Origin of the sequence: Pseudomonas sp. NFR09, assembly GCF_900111535.1 — a bacterium.
Taxonomy (GTDB): domain Bacteria; phylum Pseudomonadota; class Gammaproteobacteria; order Pseudomonadales; family Pseudomonadaceae; genus Aquipseudomonas; species Aquipseudomonas extremorientalis.
The window spans coordinates 123055-145733 of record NZ_FOIH01000013.1; the positions used below are offsets into that span (position 1 = coordinate 123055).

Consider the following 22679-nt stretch of genomic DNA (forward strand, 5'->3'; position numbering starts at 1 on the left):
CATACGTATCAGGCACAGGTGCATTTTGAGCGCAGGCAAAGCCGTCGGACTGTTGTTACTCACCTCACTGCTGACGGCGTGCGGCACCTCGCCGCCACGTACGCCAAATGATCTGTGCGGCATCTTCCGCGAAAAAGACGACTGGTACGACGCTGCCAAAGTCACGCAAAAACGCTGGGGCGTACCGATCCAGGTGCCGTTCGCGATCATGTATCAGGAGTCCGGCTTCCATCAGGACGCCTTGGCCCCGCGTAAATACCTGCTGTGGATCATTCCCTGGGGCCGCGTCTCCACCGCCGCCGGCTACGCCCAGGCCAAGGACGAGGTGTGGAACGACTACCGCAAGAGCACCGGCCGCAGCGGCGCCAGCCGCCAGGACTTCGACGACGCCATCGACTTTGTCGGCTGGTACATGGACAAGACCTACACCATCAACGGCGTCTACAAATACGACGCCTACGGCCAGTACCTGAACTACCACGAAGGCTGGGGCGGCTATCGCCAGCGCACCTACGCCGCCAAGGCCTGGCTGCCAACGGTAGCCAGCAAGGTACAGGCGCGGTCGCAGATGTATGCGGCGCAATATGCGCGGTGCAAGGATGACTTGGGGCGGGGGTTCTGGAGTCGGTTCTGGCATTGGTTTTAAGGGGCAGCCCTTTCAAGGTCTTAAGGTCACAGGCGGTAAGTACCCTGTGGCGAGCGGGCTTGCCCCGCGTTGGGTCGCGAAGCGACCCTGGAGGAAGGAATGCGGTGAATCAGGCACTCCTCGGCCGCTGGTTTTGGGGCCGCTTCGCAGCCCAACGCGGGGCAAGCCCGCTCGCCACAGTGGCAGTGACCGCCCTATTGGGAGGGTATCGTGAAGAGCACAGCGTGGGGATGAGCTACATCTGAATCAACCAACCCACCAAAGGCACTATCATCAGCGTACTCAACGCCATTGAGGTGACATTGCCAATGTACGGGTGAAAGTGTGCGGGCAAGCGACCTGCAATTGCACAGGCCAGTGGCGGCGCGATCAAAGCCCCGAGCAGTGCACTTGAACCGATGACGGTCCAACTGCCACCGTGGGTCAATACAGCCGCCGGGACCACTGAGACCAGTGGAACGTAGGTCGGATACCATCCGCGTTTCTTCCACTGTTTTCGCCAGATCGCGACACCCAGTGCCGATGTCAGCGCCTGGGCCGCTATCAGGGGCAACACCAGGCCTGATCCATACGCCGGGCTGATCGGGTTCAGCGCATAGGCTACCAGTACACCTGCCAGCAACCCGAGACTGGCAAGTTCGTTCCCGAAAAAAGGCGCTTCGGAAAAATCTGCGAGCACCCGACGCAGACTCCAGGCAATACCATAAGTGGGGGGCGGGGCGGGGGCCGGTTTGGCGAGGGCTATGTAATCAGAACTCACCAACGACGGCACTCGGCGACAAAGTACAAACGCAATGACGCTGCCGAGTGCCATGCCCACCACGTTGCCGATCACCACTGGAAGACCCAGTGGAACGCATACGAAGTTCACGATCAGCAGACAAAGGGGGGTCACCAGCAATGCGCCGAATACCGCACCGTTTACGGCAACTTTCCAGCCGCCGCCGAACATCAGCACCATGGCTGCCGGTAACGAGACGAATGCCGCAAACGTGGGTTGCCACGTTTGTGCGGTGACGCTCCAACCCCACAGAAGATTGCTCAACATCAGCCCCAGCAGTGAACTTGTCACCAACCAAGGCCATAGCCCTGTTCCGTAGGAAATAGAAAACCCTTGCCAGGCTTTACCGTGCTTGCTCGCCCACCATGCAAGGTAGGCGCCGCCCAACAAACCGAGCGATGCCAGTTCGTGCTTGTAGAAGGCTACTTCACTGATATCCCCGACTATCCACCGCAGCCAGGCAACGGGATGGGGCAGGCTTGTGATCATCTCGGTATAGCCCGGCCAGGACCACTGGTTGCTAAGTGCAACCCACAGCATCAATAGCACGCTGGCTAATCCCAACATCAGGACGGTTATATCGGCCATGGACCGGCGGGGCCTCGTTTCTGTAATGAGTGTTTTCATACAGAGCCCTCCGATCAGCGTGGAAGGGCAGGGTGGCGGGAGTAGCCAAGCATTTGATCGTAGAGATCATTGCGTCGATCACGCTGCAGGTCATTAAGGCTGTTCCAGATCGGAGCACTGCGGGCGCTGGTGATATCAATGTCGGCGAACAGGATTTCCTGGCGATTGGCTGAAGCTACCGGGCCTATAGGCCAGCCGTTGGTTCCGGCAATCAACGAGCATCCGAGGTAGCGCGCTTCCCGCTCTTCGCCAATGCGGCTGGCGGCAGCGATAAACACGTTATTGACGTGGGCGGCGGTCATCGTCAGGTACGACGCCATGCATTTGCCTGCCTCATCGAACAGGGGCGGAGGCGTCCACACCCAGTTGTTCAGGCTGCAAATGATATCGGCGCCCTGCTGGCTGAGAATACGTGGCACCTCCGGGAACCAGATATCCCAGCAAATCAGCAAGCCAATGCGGCCTATCGGCGTTTCAAATACTGGAAATCCGCTATCACCAGGCGTGAACCAGAGCTTTTCCAGGTTCCATAGATGTGCCTTGCGGTATTTGCCGATGAACCCATCGGGACCTAGCAGCACAGCCGTATTGAATAACTGCATACCGTCTATTTCGCACAGGCCCGCCACCAGGTACACCTGGTGCTTGCAGGCAAAATCTGCCCACGCCCGCACACTATCGCCGCCTGGTATCAGCTCTGCATGATCAAAGGCGTCCTGGCGGCTGCTGAAGAAATACCCGCAATTGGTAAGTTCGGGCAGTACGATCAGATTCGCTCCACCGTTTGCCGCCTCGGTCGCCAGTGCAAGACTTTGACGCAGGTTGTTGGTTCGGTTGTTCATGCCAACCTGAGGGTCCAGTTGGATGACGGCTACGCGGGCGGGGCTTGCTGGTTCGCTCATGGCGGTGACCTCTTATTGTTATGCAACCGGGAGTCGGTTGGGCGTTTATAAGAGGCGAACAAATGTTTAATTAAAAGTCAGGTGATTCCCGTTGCGTTGTAGTCTCTTTCTTTTACGGTTCAGCTTTGTAGAGTGGGTAGTCATGCATCGTAAAGTCGCCATTGAAATCGGCTTGGGTTTTACTGCAAATGTTTATCACGGTATCAATTGCTCCCCTGAAGCAAGGTTCCGTCCAACCCGCATCTACGGAGAAAGATTCACCGCAGAGATACAAACCTGAGGTGTGAGAAAAATCTCGATTGTACTTCAGTAGCTTCATGGCGTCGTAATAAGTACCTGCACGATAAAGTTTTGCACAGCCAAGGGAGTTTTTATCATTCATCCACCGTTGAACCACCGCGTTATCGCGTCCGATATACGGTGATATTCTTTCCTTTATATTGGCAGATTTCAAAAGAATTCTGTCGAGGTCTTCGATGCACCGGTCAACCAGTTCTTTGTCAGTAAATATCGATAGTTTGGTAGCGTCGTCTTCCCATGTGTAGCTGAGAAGGATGCAATCGTAGGTATTGGTAGCGTTGTAGCGGTAAGTGTATACGTCATGAATCAAGCTATCTGTGACGATGGCTTGAGGGATTTTTTTATTTTGAGAGAGAAACGACTTTTTGAGAGGTGCGTACACCTTGCAGCTGGTTTCCCAGTGGGCTGACTTATAGGCTTCTATGACTTCAAATGGAAGCATTTCCTGGCTGAAGTTTTCAATTGATATGTGTGTTTCGATCAGCCACGAAGGCAGTGTCATTACCACAGAGTCGTAATCGATGAACTCTTTCTTTGCCTGTTCTTTTTGTGTGATGTTCCAGTCGAAATAGACCCGTATTTTCCCGTTCTTTAGTTTCTTGAGCTTTGTCACTGCACTGCTGGTCATGAAACCTGAATGACTTTTTATGAGGTGCTCGTATAGAGACTCATGTGTTTCTTGGGATTTGATGAAAAGGAGTGATTCGGCCAGTGAACCAAGGCCGATGTAGGTGGGTTTGTTGAATGCAAGGCCTCTTGAATCCAAGGTCTCTGGATGATTCAAGTAAGGCGATGCTATCGGTTTACCGTCCACGTCTACGCGCCCGTGGATTAATTGCAGATGACTGCTGAATCCAAATATCGCCGTGCGAAGTGGGTAAAGCGAGCATACGTCATAGAATGCCCCCCAACTGCCGTCACCAATGCCGATGGCGTAGAAAACAGCGGATTCCTGTGCGGTCATACCCAAACCACCGAAGTTTCCAGGGTCGCTGTGGTGCCAGCCATCAAGGCTTGGCATTTTTACCAATTCGCGGAAGGAAACACTTTCATATTTTTTGACGATTGAATTCCACATGTGCTCCCAGCCTTCACAACCGTAATGCTCGGAGACAATCAGCGTCATTCGCTCGGCGAAGGTTTTCCATTTTGCGAAAACACTAGCCAGTGTTTGACCGGGAGGCGGTGTTTTGCCATCAGTATTTTCCAGATAAGCATTGTGGGTTCGGTGCTGTCATCTATGCTCCCTTCACGTAGAAATATACCCGTGGACCGGACTGCAGGGCTGCCTGGGTTGGGAAAGTCTGTATGGCGCAATTCGAACTCGTTGGCGTAATAGGCCATGAGTGAACGCCCATCTTTAGGCAGTTCGTTTGATTTATTGAAGAACGGCATTCTCATTGCGCCCATTTCGAAAGGTGGTCTTCCAACGGTATCGGTATTGTTATTTCCAAGGGCCGTAAGGTGCCTGCCGCCTATACGTTGTGACTTTTCAATTAACGTTATGTTTGTGAAACCACATCGGTAAAGTTCACGTGCAGTTGTCAGTCCAGTAATGCCAGCGCCAATGATGCAAATTTTATGATGTGGCTCAGTGGCTTGGGCAATGCCATTGAATTGTTCCACCAAGGTGCGGTAGTCAAAACATAAGTCTGGTGGGTTTGGAAAGCTGGCCGCCCATTTGCTCTTGCTGGAGCGCTTTTTTCGATGAGCGTGTTGGGCTGTATCTGCGGGGTAATTAAAGGTGGAACCGATGGTCATTCTGATATTTCCTGTTCAGAGTTAACGGACTCTGAAAGGATGGATGTGAGCGCTGCTGGCCAGAAATAGGTTGCAGTTGGGTTTTGATGAGGGAAGTTCGTATTTTTTTGTAGGGGCGGTGCAAAAAATTTAGAGTGGGAGAGCATGCTTCACCCTTAACGACAGAGTATTACGAGCGAGGCTGCATGCACTCCAGTGAACGAGAATGGGCAGTGACCGACGAAGACTAGCCACGTAATTTGAGCGGCGCAAGCGGTTGGGATTCTTTCGGAAACGTTCTGCGAGATAAAGGGAAATGTCACTGACTTGAGGTGTGTCATCTCTCCAATATTCCGTATGGCGCCATAAGATCAAGGCGCAAAAACTGACATTAGTTCTCTGGCGCAAAGGTTTCGTACATCGTCATCATCACGGCACGCAAGCTTGCTTGAGGGGTAGCGGGCTTTTTTCATTGGTGTGTCATGTGTGTACAAAAAACGCATTGCCATTTAGCGGTGTGTAATATGCACACCTAAAGGTGGGCGATGAGAAGTCGAGAGGTGATTGACCTGTTGGTTGCAGATGGTTGGGTGGCGGTGAAGGGGAGTCATCACCAGTTCAAACACCCTGTGAAGCGGGGAGAGTAACTGTCCCTCATCCCAAGTCGGAGATTGCAGTATTTTCAAGTCAGTGCGGTTTAATGCCTCTTTGCCGGAACACCTGTTGCAACGCATTGATGAGTGTGTGCAGAAGGACCATCGCTATGCATCGCGGTCAGGGTTCTTGGCGACTGCCGCACTGCGCGAGCTTTCAGCGTAAACCAACTCAAGCAAACACTATCTATCCAACGGATTCCCCATGAGCCCCGAAGAACTCCAAATCACCGACATCCGCCCCGGCACCGGCAAAGCCGTGGTCAAAGGCGCGCTGATCACCACCCAATACACCGGCACCCTGGAAGATGGCACGGTGTTCGATTCGTCCTGGGAACGCGGCAAGCCGTTCCAGTGTGTGATCGGCACCGGGCGTGTGATCAAGGGCTGGGACCAGGGCTTGATGGGCATGCAGGTCGGCGGTGTGCGGACCTTGTTCGTGCCGGCGCATCTGGCCTATGGCGAGCGGTCGATGGGCGCGCATATCAAGCCCAACAGTAACCTGCGTTTTGAGATTGAGTTGCTGGAAGTACTGACGCGGGATGATTGAGACCTCCTGGATAAGCACTTCCTGAACCCTCCCTGAAGAATCTTCTTATTCACCATACGGAAACTTTCCTACGGTTTACTCTCCCATCATCGGGGCGTAAGCTTCGCGCGTTTTCATCAATAGCGGAGACCCTCAGTGGGTACTTGTTCGAGTGACAGTAGTCGGCCGGTTTCAGTAACCGGCACAGGCTTGGCAAGGTAACGCGCATTTTTCCGATGCCGTTGTCTCGCCACTAAAAGCGAGAAGCGGCATCCCGGCAGCGGCCAGTCCTGGCACCTGCCCGAATCCCTCTCATCGACGCTGACCAGCACCCGGTTCACCTCGGGATGCTACGGACGCGCCTGTCCTTTGCGGCAGGCGGGCCAAAGTGGCTGTGCCTGTAAACAGGGCGCGGCGCACAGGGCAGTACCTGCACGACGGTTTTTTCCTCGCGCAGGAGTAACACCATGAACCTCACTCTGCTCAAAGAGTTCTTTGCCGGCTTCCTGCGGACCCGGCACATCGCCCGGCATTTCCGCCGCCTGGCGATGCTCGAAACCGTGACCGACGCCAGCGTCAGCCGCGAAGTGCCGCCGACCCTGGCGCAAACCCTGGTGGTCTCGGCCAACAGCAGTGCCGTGCAATTGCTCGGTACCCTGGGCAGTCACGCCGAGGGGTTGAATACCCAGGAAGCCGACGCCCTGCGCGTGCAATACGGCCTCAACGAAGTCGAGCATGAGCAGCCGCTGCCTTGGTGGGTGCACCTGTGGCACTGCTACAAGAACCCGTTCAACCTGCTGCTGACGTTGCTGGCGGTGATCTCGTGGCTGACCGAAGACATGAAGGCCGCCACGGTGATTTTCTCCATGGTGGTGCTGTCGACGCTGCTGCGTTTCTGGCAGGAGGCCAAGTCCAACAAGGCTGCCGATGCCCTCAAGGCGATGGTGAGCAACACCGCCACCGTGCTGCGTCGCGATGAAGCCAAGCGCATCGAACTGCCGATCAAGCAATTGGTGCCGGGCGACCTGATCGTGCTGTCCGCCGGTGACATGATCCCCGCCGATTGCCGCGTGCTCAGTGCCAAGGACCTGTTCGTCAGCCAAGCGGCGATGACCGGCGAATCGATGCCGGTGGAAAAGTTCGCCCAGCAGCAGGACGCCAAGACCCGCAACCCGCTGGACCTGGAGAACATCCTGTTCATGGGCACCAACGTGGTGTCCGGCGCGGCGACGGCGGTGATCCTGACCACCGGCAACAGCACCTATTTCGGGGCGCTGGCCCAACGTGTAACCGCCACCGACCGTGCAACCACCTCGTTCCAGCACGGCGTCAACAAGGTCAGCTGGTTGCTGATCCGCTTCATGTTCGTGATGGCGCCGCTGGTGCTGTTCATCAACGGCTTCACCAAGGGTGACTGGACCGAAGCGCTGTTGTTTGCGCTGTCGATTGCCGTGGGCCTGACCCCGGAAATGCTGCCGATGATCGTGACCTCCACCCTGGCCAAAGGCGCGGTGTTCCTGTCGCGCAAAAAAGTCATCGTCAAGCGCCTGGACGCGATCCAGAACTTCGGCGCCATGGACGTGCTGTGCACCGACAAGACCGGCACCCTGACCCAGGACAAGATCTTCCTGGCGCGCCATGTGGACGTGTGGGGCGAAGAGTCCGATGACGTGCTGGAAATGGCCTACCTCAACAGCTACTACCAGACCGGCCTGAAAAACCTGTTGGATGTAGCGGTGCTGGAGCACGTGGAGGTGCATCGCGAGTTGAAGGTCGGCACCGCGTTCCAGAAAATTGATGAGATCCCGTTCGACTTCAACCGCCGCCGCATGTCGGTGGTGGTCGCCGAACAGGGTCAACCGCACCTGCTGATCTGCAAGGGCGCCGTGGAGGAAATCCTCTCGGTGTGCAACAACGTGCGCCATGGTGAGACCAATGAGGCGCTGACTGAAGAGTTGCTGGCGCGCATTCGTCAGGTGACGGCAGCGTTCAACGAAGAAGGCCTGCGCGTGGTCGCCGTGGCCGCACAGCCGATGGCGTCGGGGCGCGATACCTACAGCCTGGCGGATGAGAAAAACCTCACGCTGATCGGCTACGTTGCCTTCCTCGACCCACCGAAGGAAAGCACCGCGCCCGCGCTCAAGGCGCTGAAAGCCCACGGCGTCGCCGTGAAAGTGCTGACCGGTGACAACGAACTGGTCACCGCCAAGATCTGCCGCGAAGTGGGCCTGGAGCAACAGGGCCTGCTGATGGGCAACGACATCGAGGACATGACCGACGCCGAATTGGCCAAGGCCGTGGAAACCACCAACGTGTTCGCCAAGCTGACGCCAAGCCACAAGGAGCGCATCGTGCGCCTGCTCAAGGCCAATGGGCATGTGGTGGGCTTCATGGGGGATGGCATCAATGATGCGCCGGCACTGCGTACTGCCGACATCGGTATTTCGGTGGACAGTGCGGTGGACATCGCCAAGGAAGCAGCCGACATCATCCTGTTGGAAAAGAGCCTGATGATCCTGGAGGAGGGCGTGCTGGAAGGCCGGCGCACCTTCGCCAACATGCTCAAGTACATCAAGATGACCGCCAGTTCCAACTTCGGCAATGTGTTTTCGGTGCTGGTGGCCAGTGCGTTCATCCCGTTCCTGCCGATGCTGCCGATGCATTTGCTGGTGCAGAACCTGCTGTATGACATTTCGCAGATTGCGATCCCGTTCGATAACGTCGATGACGAGATGCTGAGCAAACCTCAACGCTGGCAACCGGGAGATGTCGGCCGTTTCATGCTGTTTTTCGGGCCGATCAGTTCAATCTTTGACATCACCACGTTCGCACTCATGTGGTATGTCTTCGATGCCAACACCCCCGACCACCAGACCCTGTTCCAGTCCGGCTGGTTCGTGGTGGGGCTGCTGACCCAGACGCTGATCGTGCACATGATTCGCACCCCGAAGATTCCGTTCCTGCAAAGCCGCGCGGCGATGCCGCTGATGGCGATGACCGGCGTGATCATGGCGGTGGGGATTTTCCTGCCGATGGGGCCACTGGCGCACTACTTCAAATTGCAGGCGCTGCCGTCGCTGTACTTCGTGTTCCTGCCGGTGATCCTGCTGGCATACATGGCGCTGACCCAGGCGGTGAAGGGGTACTACATCCGTAAGTTTGGCTGGCAATGAACAGGGAAGATTTCCTATGCAAGCAATCAACAACATCAACCTCGAATCCCTGGTCGACACCCTGGTCAGCCTCACCGCAGCCTTCATCCTGGGTGGCCTGATCGGTTTTGAGCGTCAGTACCGCCAGCGCACGGCGGGCCTGCGCACCAACGTGCTGGTGGCGGTGGGCGCGGCGATTTTTGTCGACATGGCCAGCCGGCTCGGCGGTGCGGAAGGTGCGGTGCGGGTGGTGGCCTATGTGGTGTCGGGCATCGGCTTTCTAGGTGCCGGCGTGATCATGCGCGAAGAAGGCAATGTGCGCGGGCTCAACACGGCGGCCACCCTCTGGGCGTCGGCGGCGGTGGGCGCTTGCGCGGGTGCCGACCTGGTCCTCGAAGCGCTGCTGGGCACGCTGTTTGTGCTGGCGGCCAACACCTTGCTGCGTCCCATCGTCAATAACATCAACCGTCAGCCACTGGACGTGGTGTCGGCGGAAGTCACCAACATCTTGTACGTGGTTGCCCGGCGTACCCAGCAAAAGGCCGTTCTGGCTTTGCTGGAGGCCGAGCTGGCGCGCTGTAACTACCCGGCCAGCGATGTGGATGTGCGGCCTTTTGGCACGGAAGAAGTGGAAATCGAAGCCACCCTGGCCGTGACCTCGGTAGACGGTGATGAGCTGGACGCCCTGGTGGCGCGAATCTCGATGTCGACCCTGGTGGTGCAAGCGTTCTGGAGCCCCAGTACCACCGAGTAGTCCCCGCCTGTCAGGCCTTGCCCCGCGCTCAGCTGGTCATGCTATGACTAGGAAAAGTCCTACAAGCATTGGAGACTATCCCTTCATTTGACCGGACACGCCGTTGTTAAGGTTGCGCGCTTGCGTCTTCCCAGGAGGCAGGGCGCAGCTCTACGTGTTTAGCGTGTTCTATCAAAAGGAGGGGTCTGTACTGCCTGAGGTGTCATGCAGAGTAATCAGTACCGTTTGTCGGAACTGTTACTTTTCACAGGTAGATAGGTCCCGTGTGATATGTAAGCGTACTGATCCCTCGGGGAGTCTTATGAGCAAAGCTTTAATTGTGGACGATCACCCTTTTATCCGCGCCACCGTGAAGTACCTGTTGAAGCAGGAGGGCTTCGTTACCATCTTTGAAGCGGGCAACGGCGCCGACGCCATGCAGATTGCTCGGGAGGAGCGCCCGGATCTGGTTATCCTCGATCTGGCAATGCCAAAGCTTGGTGGGCTGGAGGTGATCAGCCGGATAAAGGCGCTGGGACTGCCCTGCAAGATCCTGGTGCTCACGTCCTACCTGGCGGTATTTTTCTCAACTCGCTGCATGCGTGCCGGGGCCATGGGCTTTGTTGCCAAGACCGGTGAACTGGACGAATTGCAAAAGGCGATCAGGGCCATCAGGGCCGGTTACAGTTGCTTCCCGAGCACGGCCACCAGTTCAGTTCGCCGCGACGATTTGCAGACCACCGAACAGGAGTTGGTGGAGGCGCTGTCCGACCGCGAATTGACGGTACTGCAAAAACTGGCGCTGGGCCTGGGCAACAAGGAAATCGCCGAGGATATGCTGTTGAGCCACAAGACCATCAGCACCTACAAGACCCGCCTCAAAGAGAAGCTGCGCATGTCCTCGGTGGTGCACCTGTCCAAGTTTGCCCAGCGCAATCATCTGATCTGAAATGACCACCTCCCGGCTGGTGACATTCACGGCCATCCTGCTGATGGGGCTGTTGCCCTGTGCAGCGATGGCCCTGGACGAACCGCATGCCCTTCGACTGCTCGGCCATTCCACCCTGGAGCACCCAACAGTAGCGCTGGATGAAAGCGACTGGCAGTGGTTGCGCGAGCGCCGCAGGTTGGTGATGGGCGTGTCGGCACCCGACTACGCACCGTTCGACCTGAGCAACGACAACGATTTTGAAGGCATCACGGCTGACTACACGTGGCTGATCAGCCTGATCTTGAATGTACCTATCGAGGTTCGGCGCTACGACACCCGTGATGAAGTGATCGAGGCGCTCAAGCTGGGCGAGGTGGATTTGGTGGGGTCGGCCAATGGTTATGAGGCGGCCGACAAGGCGTTGGTACTGTCGCGTTCCTACGCCAATGATCAACCGGTGCTGGTGACCCGCACGGGTGAAAGCCATTCCTTGAGCGCCGACCTGGCCGGCAAGCGCGTGGCGATGCTCTACCACTATATGCAACCCGAAGCTGTCCAGGCCTTTTACCCCCAGGCGCAACTGTTGTTGTACGGTTCGACTCATCAGGCTATCGGCGCCGTGGCTTTCGGCCAGGCGGATGTCTACCTGGGCGATGCCATCAGCGCCCGCTATCTGATCAACAAGAACCACCTTAATAACGTGCGCATGGCAGACTTTTCCGCGCTGGAGGTCAACCCGTTCGGGTTCGCGTTTACTGCCGACAACCAGCGTCTGTTGACGATCATCAATGCCGCGCTGGCTGTTATCCCGGCCAGCCAGCAGATGGAAATCCTGCGTCGCTGGAGTGCCGGCGGCAGTGGGTTCCTGGAGGCTGACCGATTACGCTTGAGTGACAGCGAGCAGCGTTGGCTGGAGAAGCATCCCCGGGTGAGAGTGGCAGTACTGGATAAGTTCGTGCCGCTGTCATTTTTCAATGAGCAAGGGCAGTTCATGGGGTTGAGTGACGAGGTATTGTCGCGGATCAGCTTACGCACGGGCTTGAAGTTCGAAGTGGTGCAGGGCAGTTCGCTGCCTCGGCAAGTCGACGAGGTCAGCGCCGGCCAGATGGACATGCTGGCGGTGATTACGCCCAGTGTCGAGCGTTCCGAAAAGGTGCGCTTTACCCGGCCCTACCTGTCCAATCCCTATGTGCTGGTGGTGCGCGCCGGCGACGAGCGTCTGCTGACTCTGGAGGACATGCCTGGCAAACGCCTGGCGTTCATTGGCGGCAACAGCCTCGCCGCGCAGATCGCCCGGGACTATCCAGGGATCGAGTTTGTCGACGTCGAGAACCCGGAGCAGGCCATGGAATGGGTGGCCAAGGGGAGTGCCGACGCGACAGTCATTTCATTGATCAGCGCACGCTACATGATCACGCGCAACTATCGCGATCGGCTGCGTATCACCAGCACGGTGGGTACGGAACCGGCGCGGATTGCCTTCGGCGTCAACCGCAGCCAGTTGGAGTTGTATTCGATCCTCGAGAAGGCGTTGTTGAGCATTACGCCGGAAGAGATGGACGAACTGACCAATCATTGGCGCAGTGAAATCATTATTGAAGACAGCTACTGGGTCAGTCATCGCAACGTGATTATCCAGGGGTTTGGCCTGGCCGCGCTGTTGTTGCTGATCACCCTGGGCTGGGTGTTCTACCTGCGCAACCTGATTCACAAGCGTGCCCAGGCCGAACGCGCCTTGAGCGACCAGATGCGCTTTATGAGCGTTCTGATCGACGGCACGCCTCACCCGATTTATGTGCGCGACCGCCAGGGGCGCTTGATGGCGTGCAACAACGCGTACCTTGACGTGTTCGGCTTCAAGCTGGAGGACGTGATCGGCAAGACTGTTGTGGAGACCGATACGGGCAACCCGCCCCAGGCCCAGTCGTTCCATGCGGACTACCTGGACTTGATGGAGCGCGGTGAGCCACAGATTCATGACCGAGTGCTGAAGGTGCCCGGTGGCGGTGTGCTGACGATTTACCAGTGGATGCTGCCGTACCGTGATAGCAACGGCAACGTGGTGGGCATGATTGCCGGCTGGGTGGACGTGAGCGAGCGCCAGCGCCTGTTGGGTCAGTTGCGGGAGGCGAAGGAAGACGCGGACGCCGCCAACCGTGCCAAGACCACGTTCCTGGCGACGATGAGTCATGAGATCCGAACGCCGATGAACGCAGTAATCGGCATGATCGAACTGGCGCAGAAAAATGCTGAGCAGGGGCACGTCGATCGAGATGCGCTGGAAGTGGCATCGATGGCCTCGCGCAGTTTGCTGGAGTTGATCGGCGATATCCTGGACATTGCGCGAATCGAAACCGGTCACTTGTCCCTGACTCTGGAGCCGGCCAACCTGCACGAGCTGTTGGCCTCTGTGGCGCGGGTGTTCGAAGGGCTGGCGCGGGATAAAGGCCTGTCGCTGAACGTAGAGCTCGACCCGATGATCGACCGACTGGTACTGATCGATCCGTTGCGCTTCAAGCAAGTGGTGTCGAACCTGTTAGGCAATGCGATCAAATTTACCTACTCTGGCCAGATACGCCTGTGTGCCCAAGCCGCATCGGTGTTGGCCGGTGAGCATTTGAACCTGCGGCTCTGCGTGGAAGATGCGGGGATTGGCATCAGTGCCGAAGATCAGCAGCGTTTGTTCAACCCGTTTATCCAAGGCAGCAATAACGAGCAATCGGCACGCAGCGGCTCGGGCCTGGGGCTGGTGATCAGCCGTAACCTGTGCGAGATGATGGGCGGCCAACTGCACCTGAGCAGCGTGCTGGGCAAGGGGACGCGGGTGGATGTGACACTGGCACTGGCGTTGACCACGGCAGCACCGGTTGGCTCACCGGTCCCCTGTGTTCCTGCCACGCAGGCATTGCAGCTTCTGGTGGTCGATGATTATCCGGCCAACCGCTTGCTTCTGGCTCGACAGTTGACCTTCCTGGGGCATCAGATCGTTACAGCCGAGGATGGCGCCGAAGGCTTTGCACGTTGGCAAACCGGGCATTTTGATGGGGTGATCACCGACTGCAATATGCCTGTCATGGACGGCTACACGTTGGCGCGTGATATTCGTGCCCAGGAACGGCAACGTGGCCTTGTGCCCTGCCTTCTGCTGGGATTCACCGCCAATGCCCAGCCGGAGGAGGTCGAGCGCTGTCGACAGGCCGGTATGGACGGTTGCCTGTTCAAGCCGACGGGGCTTGACGATCTACGTGCGGCCTTGGCGTCGCGCACGGCCAGCGCTGCAACGGAAGAAGCCAAAGCGCAATTTGATTTGAGCTCGCTGGTGATGCTGACAGGCGACGACACGGCCGTGCTCAACGAGTTGCTGGCACCCTTGCTCATTAGCCTTGCAGAGGACCTCCGAATGCTGTCGACCCTGCAGGACCGGGCCGATTTCGCCAAGTTGTATGACCTGGCCCATCGTGTCAAAGGCGGTGCGCGCATGGTCAAGGCCCAGGCGCTGATCACCTGTTGCGAGGCTTTGGAGGATGCGTGCGAAAGGCGCGACGGCGATGCGGTGGCGGTGGCGGTTGCGGCATTGAGCGTGGCTATCGATGGTTTGCATCATGACCTGAGCCAGTACTGCAAGCAGGCTTGACCGAAGCGGGCAGCCGTTCGGCGAATTTGGGAGAACTCCTACATGGAACGGGAACAAGCCTGATTTTGTCGTCGGTATATGTCTGGAGAATGGGCCTCGCTCACTGACGAGCACTGCCTGCCCAGGGGTTCGCCATGCCAAACAAAGCACTGACCATCCTGATTGCCGATGAGCAACACCTGCAACGCCTGTACATCGAAAAAATGCTCAACCAGTTGGGTTATCACCGCATCGTACCGGTGCAGACCTTCGAAGAGGTCCAACTGCTCACCGCCATTCCGGCACAGCCTTTCGATGTGCTGATCATCAACGCGGGGCTGGCGATCCACACTTGCGGTCCTCAACCCCAGGTGCATCATGTGCTGGTCTATGACCACCTGGACCTGGGCCTGTCTGCCGACGCAACGCCGGCGGTGCTGGTACGCCTGCCCGGTGTGCCGGACAACGTCAATCTCGAACACTTCATGGACATCATCGACCCACCCGCGGCCGCTACGGGCCTGCGCGTACTGCCGTGGCTGCGGGAATTATCCCGCACGCCTGTGGCCGGGGTTTAGTCCCACTGGGGGGCGATACCCTTGGGGCTGGTGAGGCGATAGCCGCGTTCCAGCTCGGCCATCTGCGCCATGTCGGCAGGGCTCAAGGTCAGTTGCAGGGCCTTGAGGTTGCTTTCCAGGTTGGCGCGTTTGGTCGACGAAGGGATGACTGCATAACCCAGTTGCATCGCCCAGGCCAGTGTCACTTGCGCCGGGGTCGCCTGATGGCGCTCGGCGATTTGTCGGATCACCGGGTCCTTGAGCACTTCGCCGTAGGCCAGGGTCATGTAGGACGTGATCTGGATACCGTTGGCGGTGGCGAAGTCCACGACCTTGCGGTTTTGCAGGTAGGGGTGCAGCTCGATCTGGTTGGTGGCGATATTCTCCGCACCTACTGCCGCAATCGCTTGTTTCATCAGGTCGACGGTAAAGTTGGAAATGCCGATCCGGCGGGTCAGGCCCAGGCGCTTGGCCTCCAGCAACTGGCCCATGAATTCGGCGACAGGCACCTGGTCTTCCGGCGAGGGCCAGTGGATCAGGGTGAGGTCAAGGTAATCGGTTTTCAGTTTGCGCAGGCTCTCGCGCAGGCTGGGAATCAACTGGCCTTCGGCGAAGTTGGCGATCCAGATCTTGCTGGTGATGAACAGCTCATCGCGCGGGATGCCACTGTCGGCAATGGCCTGGCCAACATCGGCTTCGTTCTCATAGATTTGCGCGGTGTCGATGACGCGGTAGCCCAGCTCGAGGCCGGTGCTGACGGAATCGATCACCACCTGGCCTTGCAGACGGAAGGTGCCGAGGCCAAAGGCCGGAACGTTTTGCGTAGTGGACATCAGTAACTCCTGAAGGGGGGTGAACAATGGAGTCGAGTATCCGCCTGTCGTTCCTTCGGAAAAACCGTCGAATCCGAAAAGGACTCTTTACCGCAGATCACGAATTTACTGGGGGGGATGGGTGTCGCCGGGCTACCGCGACTGATGTAGAGTCGTGCTGCCGACTCAACCCAAGGAAATCGCCGCATGACCCAGGAATCCCGTTTCTCCCGGATGGACCCGGAAGTGCGCAAGGCCCATCTGGTCCAGGCCACGCTCACCTGTCTCAAGCGCGATGGTTTTCAGGGTGCGTCGATTCGCAAGATCAGTGCCGAGGCCGGGGTGTCGGTGGGGCTGATCAGCCATCACTATTCGGGCAAGGATGAGCTGGTGGCCGAGGCCTATCGCACCATCACCGACCAGGTCATGGGCCTGTTGCGCGCGACCATGGCCAAGGCGCCGCCGAACCCTCGGGAGCGCCTGTCAGCGTTGTTCCAAGGCTCGTTTTCCGCCGAACTGCTCGACCCGCACCTGCTGGACGCGTGGCTGGTGTTCTGGGGCGCGGTAAAGACCGCACCGGCGATCAACCTGGCGCACGAGCATTCCTACGGCGAGTACCGCACCATCATGCGCTCCGCCCTGACCGACATGGCCAGGGAGGAGGGCTGGAAGCACTTCGACGCCGACCTCGCCGCCATCGGCCTGAGCGCATTGCTCGATGGGTTGTGGCTGGAGTCGGGGCTCAACCCCGGTACGTTTACGCCCGAACAGGGCATCCAAATCTGCGAAGCCTGGGTGGATGGCCTGCAGGCTGGCGGTCGCCAGCGTTACCAGCTCAAACCCTGAGCCTTCTCCAGCCACCTGAACGCCAGGTTCAGGCAGGCCGTTTCCCTCCTGAAAAAATTTGCTGTTTGCTGATTGCCTTCTTGCTGAACACTTGTTTAGTATCGCCTCATGTCGCACCCCTCAGGCCAAATAAAACAATTCGAGGACGCCATGACTGCCGAATCGCCCGTGCTCACTCATGTAGAAGCTGGTGTTGCCTGGATCACCCTCAACCGTGGCCCGCAGCGCAACGCTCTGGACATCCCCACCCTCGAGCACCTGCATGCCTTGCTCGATGCCTTCAATACAGACGTCGCTGCGCGCGCGGTGGTATTGACCGGTAATGGGCGAAGCTTCTGCGCCGGTGCCGACCTGGCCGAGTGGGCGGATGCCGAAGCTCGCGGTGCCCTCGAAACCTACGGCTGGACCGAAACCGCCCACGCGCTGATGACGCGCCTGCACACTCTCGATAAACCCACGATTGCCGCGATCAACGGCACCGCCGTCGGTGCGGGCATGGACCTGACCTTATGCTGCGACCTGCGCATAGCGGCCCAATCGGCGCGCTTCAAGGCTGGTTACACCCGCATGGCCTACTCGCCGGACGCGGGCGCCAGTTGGCACTTGCCGCGCCTGATTGGCAGCGAACAGGCCAAGCGCCTGTTGTTTCTCGACGAGCTGTGGAGTGCCGAGCGTGCCTTGGCCGCGGGCCTGGTCGGTGAAGTCGTCGCCGATGACCAGCTCAATGCCTACACCACCGAACTCGCCACACGCCTGGCCAACGGCCCGACCTTCGCCTTCGCCCAGACCAAGACCCTGCTGCGTGAAGGTGCCGGGCGCAGCCTGCCCGAACAGTTGCAGGCCGAACGGGCGGCCGGCCTGTTGTGCGGGCGCAGTGCTGATGGCGCCGAGGCCTTGCGCGCGTCCGTGGAAAAACGCCTGCCGACTTTTTACGGCCAATAACACCACCACCTCCGAGCAGGTAGCGCCATGCATTTCCAACTCAGCCAAGAACAAGACATGTTGGTGGACGCGGTACGCAGTTTTGTAGCCAAGGAATTGTTGCCCCATGAGGCGGCGGTGGACCGTGCCGATGAGGTCTCTCCCGAGCTGGCCGCGCAGATCCGCGACAAGGCCATCGCTGCTGGCTTCTACGCCTTCAACATGCCGGAGGCGGTGGGGGGCGGTGGCCTGGACTATCTGTCCCAGGCCCTGATTGAGCGGGAATTGTCCAAGGTGTCGTGGGCGCTGCATGTGTTTGTTGCGCGGCCGTCCAAGATCCTCATGGCGTGTACGGGAGCACAGATTGGCGACTACCTGCTGCCGTGTGTGCAGGGCAAGAAAATCGACTGTTTCGCCCTCACCGAACCCGGCGCCGGCTCCGACGCCAATGCCATCAAGACCCGCGCCGTACAACGTGGCGATGAGTTCGTGATCAACGGCAGCAAGCACTTTATCAGCCATGCCGGGCACGCCGATTTCGCCATCGTGTTTGCGGTCACCGACACTTATGAACACAACGGTCGGCAGCGCAACGCCGTGACCGCGCTCCTGGTGGATCGCGGCACGCCCGGCATGACCATCCGCCGTGGCCCCAAGTGCGTTAGCAACCGGGGTTATCACACCTATGAACTGTTCTTCGACGACTGCCGCGTACCGGCTTCCAAGGTACTGGGCGAAGTGGGCAAGGGCTGGGACGTGGCCAACGCCTGGCTCACCGCCGGCCGTGTGATGGTGGCCGCCAACTGCGTCGGCCAGGCCCAGCGCGCGCTGGATGTGTCGCTGCAATGGGCGGCGGACCGCAAGCAGTTTGGTCAGCCCATCGGCACTTATCAAGGCGTGAGCTTCAAGCTGGCGGACATGGCCACACAGATCCGCGCAGCAGAACTGCTGACCCTGCACACCGCCTGGAAGATGGACCAGGGCAGCATGACCGATGGCGAGGCCGGCATGGCCAAGCTGTTTGCCAGTGAAACCCTGGGCAAGGTCGCCGACGAGGCGGTGCAGATTTTCGGCGGCATGGGCCTGATGGAGGAAGGGCCGGTGGAGCGCATCTGGCGCAACGCACGGATCGAGCGGATCTGGGAAGGCACCTCGGAAATCCAGCGCCATATCATCGCCCGTGAACTGTTGCGGCCGCTGTTGCGCTGATCGGCGCGGAGAACGCTTATGTCTCAGGCTATTCGCGACAACCTCAAGCGCCTGCTGGCGCCCCGGCACCTGGCATTCGTCGGCGGCCGCAGCATGGCCCGTGCGCTCAAGCGCTGCGCCGAAGGTGGTTTTAACGGGCCGATGTGGCTGGTCAACCCGCAGCATGACCGCCTCGACGGCATCCCTTGTGTACGCCGTGTGGCGGATTTACCGTGCGGGCCGGACGCGGTGTTTATCGCCACCAACCGCGAACTCACGTTGGCCTGCGTCGCCGAACTCGCGGCCATCGGCACAGGTGGCGCGATTTGCTACGCCTCAGGGTTTGCCGAGACCGGGGCCGACGGTGCCGTCCTGCAACAGCAGCTATTAAAGGCGGCGGGTGAGATGGCCTTGCTTGGCCCCAACTGCTACGGCCTGCTGGATTACCTGCACGGCGCAGCGCTGTGGCCGGTGGCCCATGGCGGCAAGGCGGTGGAGAAGGGCGTGGCGGTGCTGACCCAGAGCGGCAACTTCGCCTACAACCTGTCGATGAGCGACCGTTCGCTGCCGGTAGCCTACATGGCGTCGGTGGGTAACCAGGCGCAATTGGGTGTTGCCGAATTGATGGAGGTGCTGCTCGATGAACCGCGCGTCACCGCCATCGGCCTGCACCTGGAAGGGTTGAAAAATGTGCCGGGGTTTGCCCGTGTCGCCCACAAGGCCCTGGAAAAAGGCATTCCGATCATTGCGCTGAAAACCGGCGTGTCGCAGATCGGCGCCGAGCTGGCCTTGAGTCACACCAGTTCGCTGTCCGGCTCCGATGCGCTGTACGACAGCCTGTTTGCACGCTTGGGCGTGATTCGCGTGAGCGGGCCGGTGAGTTTTGTCGAAACCCTCAAAGCTGCGGCATGCGGCAACCTTCCTGCGGGTAACCGCCTGATCGCGCTGGCCTGTTCCGGGGGCGATGCGGGGCTGATTGCCGACTATGCCGAACGCAATCACCTGGCCTTGCCAACGCTCGACGCAGGCCAGCGCCGTGAACTGGCGCAGGTGCTGCCCAGCTACGCCAACCTGGTCAATCCGCTGGATTTCACCACGGCCATCTGGGGCAACCGTGCGGCCCTCGATGCCATGCTCGACACCGCCCTGCGCACCGAAGCCGATGCCGCCCTGTTGGTACTGGATTACCCGGCCGAGTCCACGGGTGAGCGCAAGGAGTGTGACCTGCTGCTGGAGTTGTTCTGCAACGCGCTTGGCCGGCATGGCAAGACGGGGTTTGTCACCTCGGCCTTTCCCGAGTTGCTGCCGGCCCATGCCCGCGAGCGCCTGCATGCTCAAGGCATCGCAGCGCTGCAAGGCGTGGAAGACGCATTGGCGGCGTGGGGACGGATTGCCGGTTACCCGGGCAATCGCCGCGTGCTGCTGGAGCGCGGCGAATCGATCCTCGAACCGCTGTGCCCGAAGGCCCTGCAAGGCAGCGGCGAGGCCCTCGACGAATGGGCTTCCAAACAAGCCTTGCGCGTGTTCGGCCTGGCCACGCCAACCGGGGTATTGAGTACTCCGGCCAGGGCGATCAGCGATGCCGCGGTGGTTGGCTATCCCCTGGTGCTCAAAGCGGTCAGCGCGCAGTTGCCGCATAAAACCGAAGCCGGTGCAGTGGTGCTGAACCTGCAAAACGGTATGGCGCTGACCACTGCACTTGAGCAGATGCGCGAGCACATCGCCGCTTATGCGCCGGATGTCGCGTTCGATCAACTGCTGCTGGAGGCCATGGCTGCGCCGCCTTTGGCGGAGTTGATCGTGGGCATCAAGCGAGAAAACGAGTTTGGCCTGGCACTGGTCATCGGTACCGGTGGCATCCTGGTAGAGCTGCTCAAGGACAGTCGCAGCCTGCTGCTGCCCACCACCGACAGCGCCATTTGCAATGCTCTGCTCAGCCTGCGCAGCGCCCCGTTGCTGCAAGGTTATCGCGGCCGTGACGCGGCGGATATGCATGTATTGGTCGCGGCCATTCGGGCGGTGGCCGACTACGCCTGCGCCAACGCCGGGCAGTTGCTGGAGCTGGATGTGAACCCATTGTTGGTCAGTGCCCAGGGCGCTACGGCGGTCGATGCATTGATACGTCTAGGAGATGAGCATGCACGATAAGGTGATGACCGGCGGCCAGGCCCTGGTGCGGTTGCTGGCCCATTATGGGGTGGACACCGTGTTCGGCATTCCCGGTGTGCATACGCTGGAGCTGTATCGCGGCCTGCCCGGCAGCGGCATTCGCCATGTGCTTACGCGCCACGAGCAAGGCGCCGGTTTCATGGCCGACGGGTATGCGCGGGTCAGCGGCAAGCCAGGGGTGTGCTTTGTGATCACCGGGCCGGGAGTGACCAATGCCGCCACCGCGATCGGCCAGGCGTATGCCGACTCGATTCCGCTGCTGGTGATCTCCAGCGTCAACAGCACCGCCAGCCTTGGCAAGGGCTGGGGCAGCCTGCACGAGACCCAGGACCAGCGGGCCATCACCGCACCGATCACGGCGTTTTCGGCGGTCGCACTCAGTGCCGAGGATTTGCCCGAACTGATCGCCCGCGCCTATGCGGTGTTCGACAGCGAGCGGCCTCGGCCGGTGCATATCTCGGTGCCGCTGGATGTGTTGGCGGCACCGATCAAGCGCGACTGGAGCGATGACGTGGTGCGCCGCCCGGGTCGCGGCGTGCCGTCGGCTGACGTCTTGGGCCAGGCGGTGGCCAAGCTCGCAGCGGCCCAACGGCCCATGATTATCGCCGGGGGCGGTGCACTGGCGGCAGGCGAGGCGTTGCAGCGTTTGAGCACGCAGTTGGCCGCGCCGTTTTTCACCAGCGTGGCCGGCAAGGGGTTGCTGCCGATCGATCACCCGTTGAATGCCGGTTCCACCCTGTGCGTCGAGCCCGGCTGGCAACTGATCAGCGAGGCCGATGTGGTGCTGGCGGTGGGCACGGAAATGGCCGACACCGACTATTGGTGCGAGCGTCTGCCCCTCAACGGTGAGCTGCTGCGGGTGGATATCGACCCGCGCAAATTCAATGATTTCTACCCCAGTGCCGTGGCGCTGCGTGGCGATGCCAATCAGACGGTGCTGGCGTTGCTGGAGCGTTTGCCAACCGTGTCGGCTGACGCGGAAACGGCAGCCAAGCGTGTTGCGGCATTACACCAGGCCGTCGAGCGGGGACACGGCCCGTTGCAGTCCATCCACCGTGCCATTCTTGACCGCATCGAAGCCGAACTGCCCGCCAATGCATTCATCAGCAGCGACATGACCCAACTGGCCTACACCGGCAATTACGCCTATCGCAGTCGCGCCCCGCGCAGTTGGCTGCACCCCACCGGCTACGGCACCTTGGGTTACGGCCTGCCGGCGGCCATCGGTGCCAAGTTCGGCGCACCGCAGCGGCCAGGCCTGGTGCTGGTCGGTGACGGTGGTTTTCTCTACACCGCCCAGGAACTGGCCACCGCCGTGGAGGAATTGGACAGCCCGCTGGTGGTGCTGTTGTGGAACAACGACGCACTTGGCCAGATCCGCGACGACATGCTCAACCTCGACATCGAACCCGTCGGCGTGCTGCCGCGCAACCCCGACTTTGGGCTGTTCGCCCAGGCGTTCGGCTGCACCGTGAACCAGCCCCACAACCTGGATGAATTGCAGACGCACCTGCGCAACGCTTTCCAACGCAATGGCGTAACCCTGATCGAACTGAAACAGGCCTGCGCTGTTTGAGGA

The 22679-nt window shown here is 59.5% G+C and carries 15 protein-coding genes and 3 pseudogenes; 14 read left to right on the top strand and 4 right to left on the bottom strand.

The window, feature by feature from the left end:
- The first annotated feature begins 25 nt into the window (after positions 1 to 25).
- The gene (locus BMX59_RS25645; RefSeq protein ID WP_093127246.1) at positions 26 to 646 is read left to right on the top strand and encodes a transglycosylase SLT domain-containing protein; all 621 of its coding nucleotides are present in this window, start codon (positions 26 to 28) and stop codon (positions 644 to 646) included.
- 235 nt (positions 647 to 881) lie between these two features.
- Here the strand turns inward: BMX59_RS25645 and BMX59_RS25650 are convergent, their stop codons facing one another.
- The 3 genes and pseudogenes from BMX59_RS25650 to BMX59_RS25660 form a co-directional block, all read right to left on the bottom strand.
- Positions 882 to 2054, bottom strand: a complete 1173-nt coding sequence (locus tag BMX59_RS25650) for a hypothetical protein (RefSeq protein ID WP_170856120.1) — start codon at positions 2052 to 2054, stop codon at positions 882 to 884.
- A 14-nt stretch (positions 2055 to 2068) separates the two neighbouring features.
- Positions 2069 to 2956: a nitrilase family protein gene (locus tag BMX59_RS25655; RefSeq protein ID WP_092249731.1), complete on the bottom strand. Its 888-nt coding sequence runs from the start codon at positions 2954 to 2956 to the stop codon at positions 2069 to 2071.
- Positions 2957 to 3068: 112 nt separating this feature from the next.
- A pseudogene (locus BMX59_RS25660) lies at positions 3069 to 5017 on the bottom strand (flavin monoamine oxidase family protein).
- A gap of 524 nt (positions 5018 to 5541) precedes the next feature.
- Here BMX59_RS25660 and BMX59_RS25665 point away from each other — a divergent pair.
- From BMX59_RS25665 to BMX59_RS25705, 8 genes and pseudogenes are all read left to right on the top strand, one after another.
- Positions 5542 to 5669 (top strand): annotated as a pseudogene (locus BMX59_RS25665) (type II toxin-antitoxin system HicA family toxin); the annotation flags it as partial.
- Between the two features lie 11 nt (positions 5670 to 5680).
- Positions 5681 to 5815, top strand: a pseudogene (locus BMX59_RS25670) (type II toxin-antitoxin system HicB family antitoxin); the annotation flags it as partial.
- A 39-nt stretch (positions 5816 to 5854) separates the two neighbouring features.
- Positions 5855 to 6199 carry an FKBP-type peptidyl-prolyl cis-trans isomerase gene (locus BMX59_RS25675; RefSeq protein ID WP_092249737.1) on the top strand — a complete coding sequence of 115 codons (345 nt, stop codon included), beginning with the start codon at positions 5855 to 5857 and terminating at the stop codon, positions 6197 to 6199.
- Between the two features lie 446 nt (positions 6200 to 6645).
- A complete protein-coding gene (mgtA, locus tag BMX59_RS25685) occupies positions 6646 to 9351 on the top strand; it encodes a magnesium-translocating P-type ATPase (protein ID WP_093127253.1) in 2706 nt (901 codons plus the stop codon).
- 16 nt (positions 9352 to 9367) lie between these two features.
- Positions 9368 to 10084 carry an MgtC/SapB family protein gene (locus tag BMX59_RS25690; RefSeq protein WP_092249743.1) on the top strand — a complete coding sequence of 239 codons (717 nt, stop codon included), beginning with the start codon at positions 9368 to 9370 and terminating at the stop codon, positions 10082 to 10084.
- Between the two features lie 301 nt (positions 10085 to 10385).
- On the top strand, positions 10386 to 11012 hold the full coding sequence (locus BMX59_RS25695; protein ID WP_093127259.1) for a response regulator transcription factor: 627 nt from the start codon (positions 10386 to 10388) through the stop codon (positions 11010 to 11012).
- Position 11013: 1 nt separating this feature from the next.
- Positions 11014 to 14628, top strand: coding sequence for a transporter substrate-binding domain-containing protein (locus BMX59_RS25700; protein WP_093127262.1), 3615 nt, complete (start codon positions 11014 to 11016; stop codon positions 14626 to 14628).
- Positions 14629 to 14762: 134 nt separating this feature from the next.
- Positions 14763 to 15185, top strand: coding sequence for an ANTAR domain-containing protein (locus tag BMX59_RS25705; RefSeq protein WP_092249752.1), 423 nt, complete (start codon positions 14763 to 14765; stop codon positions 15183 to 15185).
- Here BMX59_RS25705 and dkgB read toward each other — a convergent pair.
- Complete coding sequence (gene dkgB, locus BMX59_RS25710; protein WP_093127267.1) at positions 15182 to 15997, bottom strand: 2,5-didehydrogluconate reductase DkgB; 816 nt, start codon at positions 15995 to 15997, stop codon at positions 15182 to 15184. The two genes, BMX59_RS25705 and dkgB, sit on opposite strands and share 4 nt — an antisense overlap.
- A gap of 186 nt (positions 15998 to 16183) precedes the next feature.
- Between dkgB and BMX59_RS25715 the strand changes: the two genes are divergently transcribed.
- The 5 genes from BMX59_RS25715 (at position 16184) to BMX59_RS25735 (ending at position 22676) form a co-directional block, all read left to right on the top strand.
- Complete coding sequence (locus BMX59_RS25715) at positions 16184 to 16822, top strand: TetR family transcriptional regulator C-terminal domain-containing protein (protein WP_092249758.1); 639 nt, start codon at positions 16184 to 16186, stop codon at positions 16820 to 16822.
- A gap of 150 nt (positions 16823 to 16972) precedes the next feature.
- Positions 16973 to 17764 carry an enoyl-CoA hydratase/isomerase family protein gene (locus BMX59_RS25720; RefSeq protein ID WP_093127272.1) on the top strand — a complete coding sequence of 264 codons (792 nt, stop codon included), beginning with the start codon at positions 16973 to 16975 and terminating at the stop codon, positions 17762 to 17764.
- A 27-nt stretch (positions 17765 to 17791) separates the two neighbouring features.
- Positions 17792 to 18952 (top strand): acyl-CoA dehydrogenase family protein, encoded by a 1161-nt coding sequence (locus tag BMX59_RS25725; protein ID WP_093127277.1) that lies wholly within the window; start codon positions 17792 to 17794, stop codon positions 18950 to 18952.
- Positions 18953 to 18970: 18 nt separating this feature from the next.
- Entirely contained in the window at positions 18971 to 21079 is a 2109-nt protein-coding gene (locus BMX59_RS25730) for an acetate--CoA ligase family protein (RefSeq protein WP_093127282.1), read from the top strand.
- Positions 21069 to 22676, top strand: coding sequence for a 5-guanidino-2-oxopentanoate decarboxylase (locus tag BMX59_RS25735; RefSeq protein ID WP_092249770.1), 1608 nt, complete (start codon positions 21069 to 21071; stop codon positions 22674 to 22676). The genes BMX59_RS25730 and BMX59_RS25735 overlap by 11 nt, the downstream gene beginning before the upstream one ends.
- Positions 22677 to 22679: the final 3 nt, after the last annotated feature.

What these genes read in the sequence shown, in the direction of transcription:
- BMX59_RS25695 (WP_093127259.1), top strand. Translation starts at nt 10,386, where the DNA reads ATGAGCAAAGCTTTAATTGTGGACGATCACCCTTTTATCCGCGCCACC.
- BMX59_RS25700 (WP_093127262.1), top strand. Translation starts at nt 11,014, where the DNA reads ATGACCACCTCCCGGCTGGTGACATTCACGGCCATCCTGCTGATGGGG.
- dkgB (WP_093127267.1), bottom strand. Translation starts at nt 15,997, where the DNA reads ATGTCCACTACGCAAAACGTTCCGGCCTTTGGCCTCGGCACCTTCCGT.
- BMX59_RS25690 (WP_092249743.1), top strand. Translation starts at nt 9,368, where the DNA reads ATGCAAGCAATCAACAACATCAACCTCGAATCCCTGGTCGACACCCTG.
- BMX59_RS25650 (WP_170856120.1), bottom strand. Translation starts at nt 2,054, where the DNA reads ATGAAAACACTCATTACAGAAACGAGGCCCCGCCGGTCCATGGCCGAT.
- BMX59_RS25725 (WP_093127277.1), top strand. Translation starts at nt 17,792, where the DNA reads ATGCATTTCCAACTCAGCCAAGAACAAGACATGTTGGTGGACGCGGTA.
- BMX59_RS25720 (WP_093127272.1), top strand. Translation starts at nt 16,973, where the DNA reads ATGACTGCCGAATCGCCCGTGCTCACTCATGTAGAAGCTGGTGTTGCC.
- BMX59_RS25705 (WP_092249752.1), top strand. Translation starts at nt 14,763, where the DNA reads ATGCCAAACAAAGCACTGACCATCCTGATTGCCGATGAGCAACACCTG.
- BMX59_RS25730 (WP_093127282.1), top strand. Translation starts at nt 18,971, where the DNA reads ATGTCTCAGGCTATTCGCGACAACCTCAAGCGCCTGCTGGCGCCCCGG.
- BMX59_RS25715 (WP_092249758.1), top strand. Translation starts at nt 16,184, where the DNA reads ATGACCCAGGAATCCCGTTTCTCCCGGATGGACCCGGAAGTGCGCAAG.
- BMX59_RS25675 (WP_092249737.1), top strand. Translation starts at nt 5,855, where the DNA reads ATGAGCCCCGAAGAACTCCAAATCACCGACATCCGCCCCGGCACCGGC.
- mgtA (WP_093127253.1), top strand. Translation starts at nt 6,646, where the DNA reads ATGAACCTCACTCTGCTCAAAGAGTTCTTTGCCGGCTTCCTGCGGACC.
- BMX59_RS25655 (WP_092249731.1), bottom strand. Translation starts at nt 2,956, where the DNA reads ATGAGCGAACCAGCAAGCCCCGCCCGCGTAGCCGTCATCCAACTGGAC.
- BMX59_RS25735 (WP_092249770.1), top strand. Translation starts at nt 21,069, where the DNA reads ATGCACGATAAGGTGATGACCGGCGGCCAGGCCCTGGTGCGGTTGCTG.